The organism is Pseudomonas sp. B21128 (genome assembly GCF_044218865.1).
Taxonomy (GTDB): domain Bacteria; phylum Pseudomonadota; class Gammaproteobacteria; order Pseudomonadales; family Pseudomonadaceae; genus Aquipseudomonas; species Aquipseudomonas iridis.
Window position 1 is genome coordinate 1392132 of the sequence record NZ_CP162590.1, and the last position, 12671, is coordinate 1404802.

General features: G+C 60.0%; 11 protein-coding genes. 9 read left to right on the top strand and 2 right to left on the bottom strand.

Features of this window, described 5'->3' with window-relative positions:
- Nucleotides 1–176: 176 nt before the first annotated feature.
- From AB4P91_RS06065 to AB4P91_RS06085, 5 genes are all read left to right on the top strand, one after another.
- Nucleotides 177–1085 carry a LysR substrate-binding domain-containing protein gene (locus AB4P91_RS06065; RefSeq protein ID WP_150593402.1) on the top strand — a complete coding sequence of 303 codons (909 nt, stop codon included), beginning with the start codon at nt 177–179 and terminating at the stop codon, nt 1083–1085.
- A 330-nt stretch (nt 1086–1415) separates the two neighbouring features.
- The gene (gene purE / locus AB4P91_RS06070) at nt 1416–1907 is read left to right on the top strand and encodes a 5-(carboxyamino)imidazole ribonucleotide mutase (protein ID WP_007954291.1); all 492 of its coding nucleotides are present in this window, start codon (nt 1416–1418) and stop codon (nt 1905–1907) included.
- Nucleotides 1908–1917: 10 nt separating this feature from the next.
- On the top strand, nt 1918–3000 hold the full coding sequence (locus AB4P91_RS06075; RefSeq protein ID WP_115146657.1) for a 5-(carboxyamino)imidazole ribonucleotide synthase: 1083 nt from the start codon (nt 1918–1920) through the stop codon (nt 2998–3000).
- 112 nt (nt 3001–3112) lie between these two features.
- Nucleotides 3113–3358, top strand: a complete 246-nt coding sequence (locus AB4P91_RS06080) for a GlsB/YeaQ/YmgE family stress response membrane protein (protein ID WP_016772475.1) — start codon at nt 3113–3115, stop codon at nt 3356–3358.
- Between the two features lie 89 nt (nt 3359–3447).
- Complete coding sequence (locus AB4P91_RS06085) at nt 3448–3984, top strand: DUF3299 domain-containing protein (protein ID WP_150593404.1); 537 nt, start codon at nt 3448–3450, stop codon at nt 3982–3984.
- A gap of 122 nt (nt 3985–4106) precedes the next feature.
- Here AB4P91_RS06085 and AB4P91_RS06090 read toward each other — a convergent pair whose 3' ends face one another.
- Together AB4P91_RS06090 and AB4P91_RS06095 are read right to left on the bottom strand one after the other, a co-directional pair.
- Nucleotides 4107–5006 carry a D-hexose-6-phosphate mutarotase gene (locus AB4P91_RS06090; RefSeq protein WP_150593405.1) on the bottom strand — a complete coding sequence of 300 codons (900 nt, stop codon included), beginning with the start codon at nt 5004–5006 and terminating at the stop codon, nt 4107–4109.
- Nucleotides 5007–5064: 58 nt separating this feature from the next.
- A complete protein-coding gene (locus AB4P91_RS06095) occupies nt 5065–5469 on the bottom strand; it encodes an acyl-CoA thioesterase (RefSeq protein ID WP_003229628.1) in 405 nt (134 codons plus the stop codon).
- A gap of 374 nt (nt 5470–5843) precedes the next feature.
- Here AB4P91_RS06095 and AB4P91_RS06100 point away from each other — a divergent pair, with 374 nt between their 5' ends.
- The 4 genes from AB4P91_RS06100 to pstA all read left to right on the top strand — a co-directional run bounded on the left by AB4P91_RS06100 (nt 5844) and on the right by pstA (nt 12541).
- On the top strand, nt 5844–7142 hold the full coding sequence (locus tag AB4P91_RS06100) for an MFS transporter (RefSeq protein WP_150593406.1): 1299 nt from the start codon (nt 5844–5846) through the stop codon (nt 7140–7142).
- Between the two features lie 255 nt (nt 7143–7397).
- Nucleotides 7398–8396, top strand: a complete 999-nt coding sequence (locus AB4P91_RS06105) for a phosphate ABC transporter substrate-binding protein PstS (protein WP_042561820.1) — start codon at nt 7398–7400, stop codon at nt 8394–8396.
- A gap of 175 nt (nt 8397–8571) precedes the next feature.
- Nucleotides 8572–10854 carry an ABC transporter permease subunit gene (locus AB4P91_RS06110; RefSeq protein WP_150593407.1) on the top strand — a complete coding sequence of 761 codons (2283 nt, stop codon included), beginning with the start codon at nt 8572–8574 and terminating at the stop codon, nt 10852–10854.
- Between the two features lie 16 nt (nt 10855–10870).
- Nucleotides 10871–12541 carry a phosphate ABC transporter permease PstA gene (gene pstA, locus AB4P91_RS06115; protein WP_150593408.1) on the top strand — a complete coding sequence of 557 codons (1671 nt, stop codon included), beginning with the start codon at nt 10871–10873 and terminating at the stop codon, nt 12539–12541.
- Nucleotides 12542–12671: the final 130 nt, after the last annotated feature.

The window sequence follows — 12671 nt, forward strand, 5'->3', positions numbered from 1 at the left end:
GAAATCATCTCGATATGGACCCGGTCTGTGCCGGAACGCTGCGAATGCTAGGCTTGTGGGGGAATTTGGGCCAATGCTGTTAAACACTGGCCTATGCACATTCGGCATAATGCCCGTGTGACGCCGCCTGCGCGGCAGACGTGTGACCTGTTTTGGTGCGTGTCCGGGAGGACGTGATGAATCTGGAAAGCAAATGGCTCGAGGACTTCAGTGCTCTGGCCGCCACCCGCAGCTTCTCGCAGGCCGCCGAACGACGTTTCGTGACTCAGCCGGCATTCAGTCGGCGGATCCGCAGCCTCGAAGCGGCGCTGGGGCTGACCTTGGTCAATCGATCGCGCACGCCGATCGAACTGACGGCGGCGGGGCAATTGTTTCTGGTGACCGCGCGCACCGTGGTCGAGCAGCTCGGCGAAGTGCTGCGCCACCTGCATCATCTGGAAGGCGGGCAGGGCGAAGTGATGCAGGTTGCAGCTGCTCACTCCCTGGCGCTGGGTTTCTTCCCGCGCTGGATCGCGCAACTGCGTAATGAAGGGCTGAACATTGCCACGCGGTTGGTGGCGACCAACGTCGGTGACGCCGTGCATGCGTTGCGCGAGGGAGGGTGTGATCTGATGCTGGCGTTCTATGACCCGGACGCAGCGATGCAGATGGACCCGGAGATTTTCCCGTCGCTGCACTTGGGCCAGACCGAAATGTTGCCGGTGTGCGCGGCGGATGCCGAAGGTAAACCGCTGTTCGATCTTGAAGGCGAAGCCAGTGTGCCGCTGCTCGCCTACAGCGCCGGAGCTTTCCTCGGCCGCTCCGTAAACGGTTTGCTGCGCCAGCGTCAGCTGCGGTTTACCACCATTTATGAAACCGCCATGGCCGACAGCCTGAAAAGCATGGCGCTGGAAGGCCTCGGCATTGCCTGGGTGCCACAACTGAGCGTGCGTGCCGAACTGGCACGCGGTGAACTCGTGGTGTGCGGCGGTCCGCAGTGGCATGTGCCACTGGAGATTCGTCTGTACCGCTGCGCACTGGTGCGCAAGGCCAACGTACGCCTGCTGTGGCGCAAGCTGGAAGGTGGCGCCGCACAAAACACCTGAACCCATCGAATAACCCTGTGGGAGCTGGCTTGCCAGCGATTGCGGTTGGCCAGTCACCCTCAATGTTTGCTGACACGACGTCATCGCTGGCAAGCCAGCTCCCACAAGGGATTTGCGGTGTTTCTGGACTGACCTTCAAGTCAATAAAACCGGGCTTTTGCGGCAGATGACAGATGGTCGTGCAGGGGGCTGTTTATTGCTTTCTTTGCGGTATACTGCGCGGCCTTTGGCCGGTACGACCGGCCATTTTTCGTACAATCAAGCCACGCAACCTGCGTGGCTTGTTGTTTTTGACGCGCCTGCGGGCGCCCAGAGAGAAGAGGCGCGACGATGAGTGCACTGGTTGGCGTGATCATGGGCTCCAAGTCCGATTGGTCCACCCTTAGCCACACCGCCGATATGCTGGAAAAGCTCGGCATCCCGTACGAGGTCAAGGTGGTTTCTGCACACCGTACCCCGGATCTGCTGTTCCAGTACGCCGAAGAGGCTGAAGGCCGCGGGATCGAGGTGATTATCGCCGGTGCCGGTGGCGCAGCTCACTTGCCGGGCATGTGTGCGGCCAAGACCCACCTGCCGGTGCTGGGCGTTCCCGTGCAGTCGGCCATGCTCTCGGGCGTCGATTCACTGCTGTCGATCGTGCAAATGCCGGCCGGCATTCCGGTCGCCACCCTGGCCATCGGCAAGGCTGGCGCGATCAACGCAGCGCTGCTCTCGGCGAGTATCCTTGGCGCCAAGCATCCGCAATTCCACGCGGTGCTGAAAACCTTCCGTGCCGAGCAGACAGACAGCGTCCTGGACAATCCAGACCCACGTATTGCCTGAGGTTGTTGAGATGAAGATCGGTGTAATCGGTGGCGGCCAGTTGGGTCGCATGTTGGCCTTGGCGGGCACCCCGCTGGGCATGAACTTCGCTTTCCTCGATCCTGCGCCGGACGCTTGCGCCGCTGCGCTGGGCGAACACCTGCGGGCCGATTACGGCGATCAGGACCATCTGCGCCAATTGGCCGATGAAGTCGATCTGGTGACCTTCGAATTCGAAAGCGTCCCGGCTGAAACCGTAGCGTTTCTCTCGCAATTCGTGCCGGTCTACCCAAGCGCCGAAGCCCTGCGCATCGCGCGTGACCGCTGGTTCGAAAAGAGCATGTTCAAGGATCTGGGTATCCCGACCCCAGCCTTTGCCGACATTCAGTCACAAGCCGATCTGGATGCTGCCGTGGCTGCAATCGGTCTGCCGGCCGTGCTGAAAACCCGCACGCTGGGTTACGACGGCAAGGGTCAGAAAGTCCTGCGCAAACCTGAAGACGTGGTCGGCACGTTTGCCGAACTCGGCAGCGTTGCCTGCTTGCTGGAGGGCTTCGTGCCGTTCACCGGTGAAGTCTCGCTGATCGCCGTGCGCGCTCGCGATGGTGAAACGAAGTTCTACCCGTTGGTGCACAACACCCACGACAGCGGCATCCTCAAGTTGTCGATCGCCAGCACTGATCACCCGTTGCAGGCGTTGGCCGAAGATTATTCCAGCCGTGTGCTCAAGCAGCTGGATTATGTCGGCGTGATGGCGTTCGAGTTCTTTGAAGTCGACGGTGGCCTCAAGGCCAACGAAATCGCCCCGCGCGTGCACAACTCCGGGCACTGGACCACCGAAGGCGCCGAGTGCAGCCAGTTCGAAAACCACCTGCGTGCCGTTGCCGGTCTGCCGCTGGGTTCGACGGCCAAGGTCGGCGAGAGCGCGATGCTCAACTTTATCGGCGTTGTCCCGCCGGTTGAGAAAGTCATCGCCATCGAAGATTGCCATCTGCACCACTACGGCAAGGCCTTCAAGGCCGGGCGCAAGGTCGGTCACGCCAACCTGCGTTGCGCCGACAAGGCCACGCTTGAAGCGCAGATCCTCAAGGTCGAAGCGCTGATCGCCGAGTAAAACAGTTTCATGTGGCAGCGGCGGAACCATTCAGGGGCCGCCGTTCTCTCATGGCAGGATGCCAAAGTCTGTCTAGGCTTTGGCATAGCCAATTCACACAGAGGGAAATGCCATGGGAATTATCGGAACCATCTTTATCGGCTTGATCGTCGGCCTGCTGGCTCGGTTCCTGAAACCGGGCGATGACAGCATGGGCTGGATCATGACCATCCTGCTCGGTATCGGCGGTTCGCTGGCGGCCACCTATGGCGGCCAGGCTCTGGGCATTTATCAGGCGGGCGAGGGCGCAGGCTTCCTCGGTGCACTGGTTGGCGCAGTCGTGTTGCTGGTGATCTACGGCCTGATCAAAAAGAACTGATTCAAAGCGACAAAGTCCTCTCCGCCATCGCGGCGGGGAGGGCTAGAATGCTCGGCGTTTCAACTTCCTTTTTTTTGCCGAGCTCCTTCATGCGCCGTCTCCTGTTGACTCTCCTCTTGCTGGGCAGCGGCCTGGCCCACGCCAGCGAACTGCCGGAAACCGACTGGCTCGAACTGATGCCCAAGTCGGATCAAAAGGCCCTCGAGGCCATGCCTGAAATCGACCACAACTCCCCGGAAGCCACTGGCACCTTCACCGAGAAGGGCGGGATGAAGCAGGCCAAAGGTCTGCCGGCGGTCATGTACTCGACCAAAACCGTAGCGTCGATGAACGACAAGCACATCCGCATCGGCGGTTATCCGGTGCCGCTGGAATCCGACGCCAAGGGCCGCAGTACGCTGTTCTTTCTCGTGCCGTACCCGGGCGCGTGCATCCACGTGCCGCCACCACCGCCGAATCAACTGGTGCTGGTGCGGTATCCGAAGGGTTTGAAGCTGGACGACATCTATACGCCGCTGTGGGTGACCGGCACGCTGAAGGTCGAGAAGGTCAGCAATGACCTGGCCGATGCGGCGTATGCGCTGGAGGCGGACAAGGTGCGGGTGGTGCAGGAATCTGATCTCTGACACCACGAAACAACTGTGGGAGCGAGCCTGCTCGCGAAAGCGGTGTGTCAGACATTTGAATGTTGACTGATACCACGCCTTCGCGAGCAGGCTCGCTCCCACATTTTGTATTGTGGTGCTGATTAGAGCGGTTTGCTGGTGACGCTGACGCCCATCGTATGGCTCGCACCCGGTGTCAGAGTCACCACATCACTCATTACATTCGCCGTCTCGATGCACAGCATGCGCTGCCAGCCATCGTTATCCATATCGCTGAGCGCCGCAGCGCGGTCGATCCACGGGTTCCAGATCACGGCCGTCCGCGAGCCGGTCGAGGTCAGCACGATGCGCCGTTCCCACGTCGGGTCGACGATGCTCAGTTGCGGTGGCGTATCGAGGTAGATGCGGTCGGTTTCACCGGCAAAATGCAGATCACCTTGCTGGCTGTGGGTTTTCCAGTCGTCCAGCGTCTCGATGTAATCCAAGCCCTTCACGCCGTCGACATGCACATTGCGCACGTCGCTGACAGCAAAGTAGGTATGCAGCGCCTGACTCAGGCTGACGGTGTCACTGCCACGGTTATGGCTGGTCAGGCTGAATTGGAGTTCATCCGACAGATGCAGGGTCAGGGTCAGATCCACCTGATGCGGCCAACCGGGCAGGCCGCCTTCGGGATAGGGCAACTTGAACTCGACCTTGATCCCGTTGCTCTCGGCTTCGATGCCGCCCAGTTCCCAATCCATCGCTCGCACCAGACCGTGCGCAGGGGCCGGTTGCTCACCGGTGTACATCGCCTGCACGCGCTGCGGATTGCGTTCGAACTTGCCGAACCACGGCCAGCACACCGGCACGCCGGCACGGATGCTCTTGTCGGTCTTGAACGTAGCCTTGTCGTTGAGCCAGATGATCGGCGGCTGGCCGTCGATCTGGTAACTGAGGATGTGCGCGCCTTGCTGGGCGACCAGCACTTCGGCCTGACCGTGGCGGATGCGCCAGCAGTTCAATTCATCCAGTTTCACGGCTTCAACGTTGGGCGTGGTCATGGGACAGCTCTCGATCAGACACTTGGGACGACTATCGACCGCAAAACGGCCGCGAGGTTTAACGTGCGCGGGGTGGCACCGAACGAGTGCGGCCGCTGCCGTCGATGGCGACGAAGACGAACACCGCTTCGGTCACCTTACGCCACTCGCTGGACAGCGGATCGTCGCTCCACACCTCGACCATCATCTGGATCGAGCTGCGACCGATTTCCAGGGTCTGGGTGTAAAAGGACAATTGCGCGCCGACCGCCACAGGCACCAGAAACGCCATGCGATCAATGGCGACAGTGGCCACGCGGCCACCGGCGACACGGCTGGCCATCGCGGTGCCAGCCAAGTCCATCTGCGCGACCAGCCAGCCGCCGAAAATATCGCCAAAGCCGTTGGTTTCGCGTGGAAGCGCGGTGATTTGCAGGGCCAGGTCGCCTTGCGGGATCGGATCTTCTTGTTCGAGTTCTATCATGCCGGGGGGCCTCTGACCCGTGACTCTTTGTTAGTGCTGCTGGTGGTAGCCGTCTTCGGGAAAAACGATTCAGCACCGAACATACTACGTTCGTCACGTTTTCCATAAGGCAACTAAAGGGAAACTCTGCGAAACCGGCTGCTCCGATAAAGGGCGGGCCAACAACGTTTTCGCACAGCAACCCCCTACAAACCGGGGCAAGGTTGCGAGTATATCGGTCGGTAGACTCCACGACGACCGTCCGGTTCTGATTTCGACTGTCAAATACGCGGCTCTATGTGCTTTTTCGAACAATTTGCTATGGTGCCGAACCTGCCCAAGCCACCGCCAGCGTTGTTGTGGCGGCAGATCCGACTATAAGAGAAGCCCTTGCCATGACCACAGCGCCTTCGAGCCTCGCGCAGCCCGAGCAACCCGCACGACCGTTGACCCGCAATGACTACAAGACCCTGTCGCTGTCCGCCCTGGGGGGCGCGCTGGAATTCTACGATTTCATCATCTTCGTATTCTTCGCCACCGTAGTCGGCAAACTGTTCTTCCCGGCCGACATGCCCGAGTGGCTGCGCATGATGCAGACCTTCGGCATCTTCGCCGCCGGTTATCTCGCGCGTCCGCTGGGCGGCATCGTCATGGCGCATTTCGGCGATCTGCTGGGGCGCAAAAAGATGTTCACCCTGAGCATCTTCATGATGGCCGTGCCGACCCTGATCATGGGTTTGCTGCCGACGTATGCGCAGATTGGCATGTGGGCGCCGATCCTTCTTCTATTGATGCGCGTGATTCAAGGCGCGGCGATTGGCGGTGAAGTGCCGGGAGCGTGGGTCTTCGTTTCCGAACACGTGCCGCAAAAGTACATGGGTTACGCCTGTGGCACCCTCACCAGCGGCCTGACCGCCGGTATCCTGCTCGGCTCGCTGGTCGCCACGGCGATCAACAGCCTCTATACGCCGACCGAAGTTTCCGATTACGCCTGGCGGATTCCGTTCCTGCTCGGCGGCGTGTTTGGCCTGTTCTCGGTTTACCTGCGCCGCTGGCTGCACGAAACCCCGGTATTTGCCGAGCTGCAACTGCGCAAGGCGCTGGCCGAAGAAGTGCCGCTGCGCGCGGTGCTACGTGATCATCGCGGGGCGATCGCGATCTCGATGTTGCTGACCTGGTTGCTGTCTGCCGGCATTGTCGTGGTGATCCTGATGACCCCGACCGTGCTGCAAACGGTCTATCACTTCTCGCCCACCACCGCGCTGCAATCCAACAGCCTGGCGATCGTATTTCTGAGTTTTGGCTGCATCATTGCCGGTGCGCTGGCGGATCGCTTTGGCGCCGGGCGCGTATTCGTGTTCGGTTGCCTGGGCCTGCTGATCAGCTCCTGGACCTTCTATCACAGCCTCGCCGATCACCCGAACTGGTTGTTCCCGCTGTATGCCCTGACCGGTTTGCTGGTCGGCACCATCGGTGCGGTACCGTATGTGATGGTCAAGGCGTTCCCGCCGGTGGTGCGCTTCAGTGGCTTGTCGTTTTCCTACAACGTGGCGTACGCAATCTTCGGTGGCCTGACGCCGATGATCGTCAGCCTGCTGCTGAAAGAAAGCCCGATGGGGCCTGCCTACTATGTGGCGGTGCTCTGCGCGATGGGGATTCTGGTGGGGGCGTGGCTCTGGAAGAAGGGGCGCTAAATCCCATCACCTGTGGGAGCGAGCTTGCTCGCGAAGGTGTCGGATCAGTCATCATCGTTAGTGTCTGATTAACCGCATTCGCGAGCAAGCTCGCTCCCACAGTGGTTCTGTGCTGTTCCCGCATCTCGGTGAATCATCTTTTAAAACCCGAATGCTGGCCTTTCATCCAATTGTCATATTTCAGCCATAGAGTGTTCACACGGCCTGCTGATACTTGGCCCCGACTTAACACACCCTATCTGCTAGGAGTAAGGCATGAAACTGAAGCGTTTGATGGCGGCAATGACTTTTGTCGCTGCTGGCGTTGCGACTGCCAACGCGGTTGCCGCTGTTGACCCTGCTATCCCGAGCTACACCAAGACCACCGGTGTGTCGGGCAACCTGTCCAGCGTCGGCTCCGATACCCTGGCCAATCTCATGACCCTGTGGGCTGAGAACTACAAAAAAGAATACCCGAACGTAAACATCCAGATTCAGGCCGCCGGTTCTTCGACCGCGCCACCTGCGCTGACTGAAGGCACCGCTAACCTGGGCCCGATGAGCCGCAAGATGAAGGACAACGAGCTGCAAGCCTTCGAAACCAAATATGGCTACAAGCCAACCGCTATCCCGGTTGCCGTGGACGCCCTGGCTGTATTCGTACACAAGGACAACCCGATCAAGGGTCTGACCATGGAGCAAGTCGACGCGATCTTCTCGTCCACTCGCCTGTGCGGTGCTAAAACCGACGTGAAAACCTGGGGTGACCTGGGTGTGACTGGCGACCTGGCGAACAAGCCGGTTCAGCTGTTCGGTCGTAACTCGGTATCGGGCACCTATGGCTACTTCAAAGAAGAAGCCTTGTGCAAAGGCGACTTCAAGCCAAACGTCAACGAACAACCAGGTTCGGCTTCGGTCGTGCAGTCGATCAGCTCCTCGCTGAACGGCGTGGGTTACTCGGGCATCGGCTACAAAACCGCAAGCGTGAAAACGGTAGCTCTGGCCAAGAAAGGCAGCACCGACTTCATCGAAGACACCGAAGAAAACGCCCTGAACGGCAAGTACCCGCTGTCGCGCTTCCTCTACGTTTACGTCAACAAGGCCCCGAACAAGCCTCTGGCCCCGCTGGAAGCCGAGTTCGTGAAACTGATTCTGTCCAAACAGGGTCAGGAAGTGGTTGTGAAAGACGGCTACATCCCACTGCCGGCCAAGGTTGCTGCAAAAGCACTGGCTGATCTGGGTCTGCAAGAAGGCGGCGCTGTCGCCAAGAAGTAACAAATTGAGTCCGGGGTGAACCCCTTCGGACTCAGGTGAAAGGCCGGATCTGCCCGCAGAGCGGCCTTTTATACACCTCTCAAATTTTCGATCCTCTGCCAGCTCCGTTGGCGGTGGATTTGCTGCGTCACTGCACTGTCATCTTTCTGTCATACAGGATCGCTAGGGTGAGCGCATGAATGATCTGGCCAATTCCAACATGACTACAAATCCTCCCAAGCGCATTGACTTCAATACGCCTGAGCTGCAACGCAAGCGCCGCATTCGCGCGCTCAAGGATCGCTTCACCCGCTGGTACGTCCTCGTTGGCGGCCTCGCGGTGCTGGTAGCCATCACCCTGATCTTTTTCTTCCTCGCCTATGTCGTCGCGCCGCTGTTCAAGGGTGCCGATCTGACCGTGAATGATGCCATCACCCCGGCCTGGATGCAGGACGCCGGCAAGCCGCTGATGATTTCGCTCGAAGAGCAGAATCAGGTGGCCATGCGCGTTTCCGACAAGGGCCAGGCGCTGTTCTTCGATATCGACAGTGGTGCTGAACTGAGTCGCGTCGATCTGCCGTTGCCGGCAGGCGCAACCGTGACCTCCATAGGTAAAGACCAGCCAGGTCATCCGCTCGTGGCCGTAGGCTTGTCCAACGGTCAGGCACTGGTGTTCCGTCACACCTATAAAGTCAGCTACCCCGACAGCAAGAAAACCATCAGCCCGGCTATCGAGTATCCGTACGGCAACACGCCGATCACGTTGAACGAAAGCGGCGGTGCGCTGGAGCACGTCAGCCTCAATGCCACTGATTCGACCCTGATGCTGGTGGGCTCGACCGGTTCGCAACTCAATGTGTTGTCGCTGACCAGCGAAGAAAACATGATGACTGGCGAAGTCACCAACGAGCAGAAGCGTATTGATCTGCCGCAGATGACCGAGCCGGTGAAAAACATCTTCGTCGACCCGCGCCAGCAATGGCTGTATGTGGTCAACGGTCGTGCCCAGGCCGACGTGTTCAGCCTGCGCGACAAGAGCCTCAACGGTCGCTACAAATTGCTCGAAAACGCTGACGCTGAAGTCACCGCGACCACGCAACTGGTCGGCGGTATCTCGCTGATCATCGGTGACTCCAAAGGTGGTCTGGCCCAGTGGTTCATGGCCCGCGACCCCGATGGCGAGCAGCGCCTGAAGCAGATTCGTACGTTCCAGATGGGCAAGGCACCCATCATTGAGATCACCGCCGAAGAGCGCCGCAAAGGCTTCCTCGCGCTGGATGCCGACGGCAAGCTCGGCGTGTTCCACAGCACCGCGCACCGCACCTTGCTGGTCGATCAGGTTGTTGAAGGCCAGGGCCTGTTCGGTCTGTCGCCACGCGCCAACCGCGTCATCGTCGAAGCCGGCGGCAAGCTGCAACCGCTGCTGCTCGACAACCCGCACCCGGAAGTGTCCTGGAGCGCGCTGTGGAGCAAGGTCTGGTACGAGAACTACGACGAGCCTAAATACGTCTGGCAATCGACTGCGGCCAACACCGATTTCGAACCGAAACTGAGCCTGTCGCCACTGACCTTCGGCACCCTGAAAGCCGCGTTCTACGCGATGCTGTTGGCGGCGCCGCTGGCGGTTGCCGCCGCGATCTACACCGCGTACTTCATGGCGCCGGGCATGCGCCGCAAGGTCAAACCGGTCATCGAGCTGATGGAAGCGATGCCGACGGTGATCCTCGGTTTCTTCGCCGGTCTGTTTCTCGCCCCTTATGTGGAAGGACATTTGCCGGGCATCTTCAGCCTGCTGATGTTGTTGCCGATCGGCATTCTGGTCGCCGGTTTCACCTTCAGCCGTCTGCCTGAGTCGATCCGCCTGAGAGTTCCGGATGGCTGGGAAAGTGCGCTGCTGATTCCGGTGATCCTGTTTGTGGGCTGGCTGTCGCTGTACATGAGCCCGTTCATGGAGAACTGGTTCTTCGGCGGCGACATGCGCATGTGGATCTCCCACGATCTGGGCATCACCTACGACCAGCGCAACGCTCTGGTAGTTGGCCTGGCCATGGGTTTTGCGGTGATTCCGAACATCTACTCGATCGCCGAAGACGCCGTGTTCAGCGTGCCCCGTGGTCTGACGCTCGGCTCGCTGGCCCTCGGTGCCACGCCGTGGCAGACGATGACCCGCGTGGTGATCCTCACCGCCAGCCCGGGCATCTTCTCGGCACTGATGATCGGCATGGGCCGTGCGGTCGGTGAAACGATGATCGTGCTGATGGCCACCGGTAACACCCCGGTCATGGAAATGAACCTGTTCGAAGGCCTGCGCACCCTGGCTGCCAACGTCGCGGTGGAAATGCCTGAGTCGGAAGTCGGCGGCAGCCACTACCGCGTGCTGTTCCTCTCGGCGCTGGTGCTGCTGTTGTTCACCTTCGTCATGAACACCCTGGCAGAACTGATTCGTCAGCGTCTGCGCAAGAAATACTCGTCGCTTTAAGCAAAGGTAGAAGTCTGTGAAACAGAACTCCCTGAAAGGATGGTTCAAGAGCGGCGCCCCAGGCGTCTGGATCAGCGGTGGCGCGGTGTCCATCGCGGTCATCATGACCATTGGCCTGCTGGCGGTGATTGCCGTGCGCGGTCTGGGTCACTTCTGGCCGGCGGATCTGATCCACGCCAGCTATGACGTGCCGGGCCAGGCCCAGCACCTTGTGGTCGGCGAAGTGGTGCAGAAAGAAGAAGTGCCCCGTGCCCGTCTGAAGAGCGCCGGTTTGCCGGTGCCGGACGCTGGCCCGGAATTCATGACGCGCGAGCTGATCAAAGTCGGCAACCGTGACCTGAACGGCAACGACTTCACCTGGATCGTCGGCGAGTGGCTGACCAACCAGACCACGCCGCCAGAGTTGATGGCGATCGAACGTCGCGAGTGGGGCAATTTCTACGGCTACCTGGTCAACGTCAAACAGGACGGTAAGGTCATCGCTGAAGGTGAAGCGGCCTGGCCTGAACTGCAAGCGCGGATCGACCGCGTCAATGGTCTGGCCGCGCAACTGAAATCGCTGGAAAAATCCGACATCGGCGCGATCAACGCAGGGCTGGAGCGCATCCGTCTGCACAGTCGCAAACTGGAGCTCGAAGGCAAGTTCGACGCCGCCGCGCAAGCCGACATGGAATCCGAGCGTGCCGAACTCAATGCCCGCTATCAAGACATCGAAGCGCGTCTGGCTGACCTGCATGCGCAGTTCAACCGCGACGCATTGACCGCTCGCGATGCCAACGGCAAAGAGATTCAAATCGATCTGGGCAAAGTGGTTCACGCCTACCAGCCGAACGCGATGAGCACTCTGACCAAGGTCGGTTTCTACTTCAGCAAGATCTGGGAGTTCCTCTCGGACGACCCGCGTGAAGCGAACACCGAGGGCGGGATCTTCCCGGCGATTTTCGGCACCGTGATGATGACGCTGATCATGGCGATGATCGTGACTCCGTTCGGCGTGCTGGCGGCGGTGTACCTGCGTGAATACGCCAAGCAGAACACCCTGACGCGGATCATCCGGATCGCGGTGAACAACCTCGCGGGTGTTCCGGCAATCGTTTACGGCGTGTTTGGCCTGGGCTTCTTCGTTTATGTGTTGGGTGGTTCGGTTGACCGCTTGTTCTTCCCGGAAGCGTTGCCGGCACCGACCTTCGGTACACCGGGTCTGCTCTGGGCTTCGCTGACGCTGGCGCTGCTGGCGGTGCCAGTGGTGATCGTGGCCACTGAAGAAGGCCTGGCGCGGATTCCTCGCACCGTGCGTGAAGGCTCGTTGGCCCTCGGTGCCACCAAGGCTGAGACCTTGTGGAAGATCGTCATCCCGATGGCCAGTCCGGCGATGATGACCGGCATGATCCTCGCGGTGGCCCGTGCCGCCGGTGAAGTGGCGCCGCTGATGCTGGTGGGTGTGGTGAAACTGGCGCCTTCGCTGCCGGTGGATGGCAACTATCCATACCTGCACCTGGACCAGAAGATCATGCACCTGGGCTTCCATATCTATGACGTCGGCTTCCAGAGCCCGAACGTCGAAGCGGCACGCCCGCTGGTATATGCCACGGCGCTGTTGCTGGTGTTGGTGATCGCGACGTTGAACCTGTCGGCGGTGTATATCCGTAACCACCTGCGTGAAAAATACAAAGCTTTGGACAGTTAAGAAAAACCCTGTGGGAGCTGGCTTGCCAGCGATGGCAACACCAGGGTGTAACTGGCAGACCGAGTTGCCTGCATCGCTGGCAAGCCAGCTCCCACAAGGATCGGCGCAGCCATAGATTTTGAGTAACCCA

What these genes read in the sequence shown, in the direction of transcription:
- AB4P91_RS06065 (WP_150593402.1), top strand. Translation starts at nt 177, where the DNA reads ATGAATCTGGAAAGCAAATGGCTCGAGGACTTCAGTGCTCTGGCCGCC.
- AB4P91_RS06100 (WP_150593406.1), top strand. Translation starts at nt 5,844, where the DNA reads ATGACCACAGCGCCTTCGAGCCTCGCGCAGCCCGAGCAACCCGCACGA.
- AB4P91_RS06095 (WP_003229628.1), bottom strand. Translation starts at nt 5,469, where the DNA reads ATGATAGAACTCGAACAAGAAGATCCGATCCCGCAAGGCGACCTGGCC.
- AB4P91_RS06080 (WP_016772475.1), top strand. Translation starts at nt 3,113, where the DNA reads ATGGGAATTATCGGAACCATCTTTATCGGCTTGATCGTCGGCCTGCTG.
- AB4P91_RS06110 (WP_150593407.1), top strand. Translation starts at nt 8,572, where the DNA reads ATGAATGATCTGGCCAATTCCAACATGACTACAAATCCTCCCAAGCGC.
- AB4P91_RS06105 (WP_042561820.1), top strand. Translation starts at nt 7,398, where the DNA reads ATGAAACTGAAGCGTTTGATGGCGGCAATGACTTTTGTCGCTGCTGGC.
- AB4P91_RS06090 (WP_150593405.1), bottom strand. Translation starts at nt 5,006, where the DNA reads ATGACCACGCCCAACGTTGAAGCCGTGAAACTGGATGAATTGAACTGC.
- AB4P91_RS06075 (WP_115146657.1), top strand. Translation starts at nt 1,918, where the DNA reads ATGAAGATCGGTGTAATCGGTGGCGGCCAGTTGGGTCGCATGTTGGCC.
- AB4P91_RS06085 (WP_150593404.1), top strand. Translation starts at nt 3,448, where the DNA reads ATGCGCCGTCTCCTGTTGACTCTCCTCTTGCTGGGCAGCGGCCTGGCC.
- purE (WP_007954291.1), top strand. Translation starts at nt 1,416, where the DNA reads ATGAGTGCACTGGTTGGCGTGATCATGGGCTCCAAGTCCGATTGGTCC.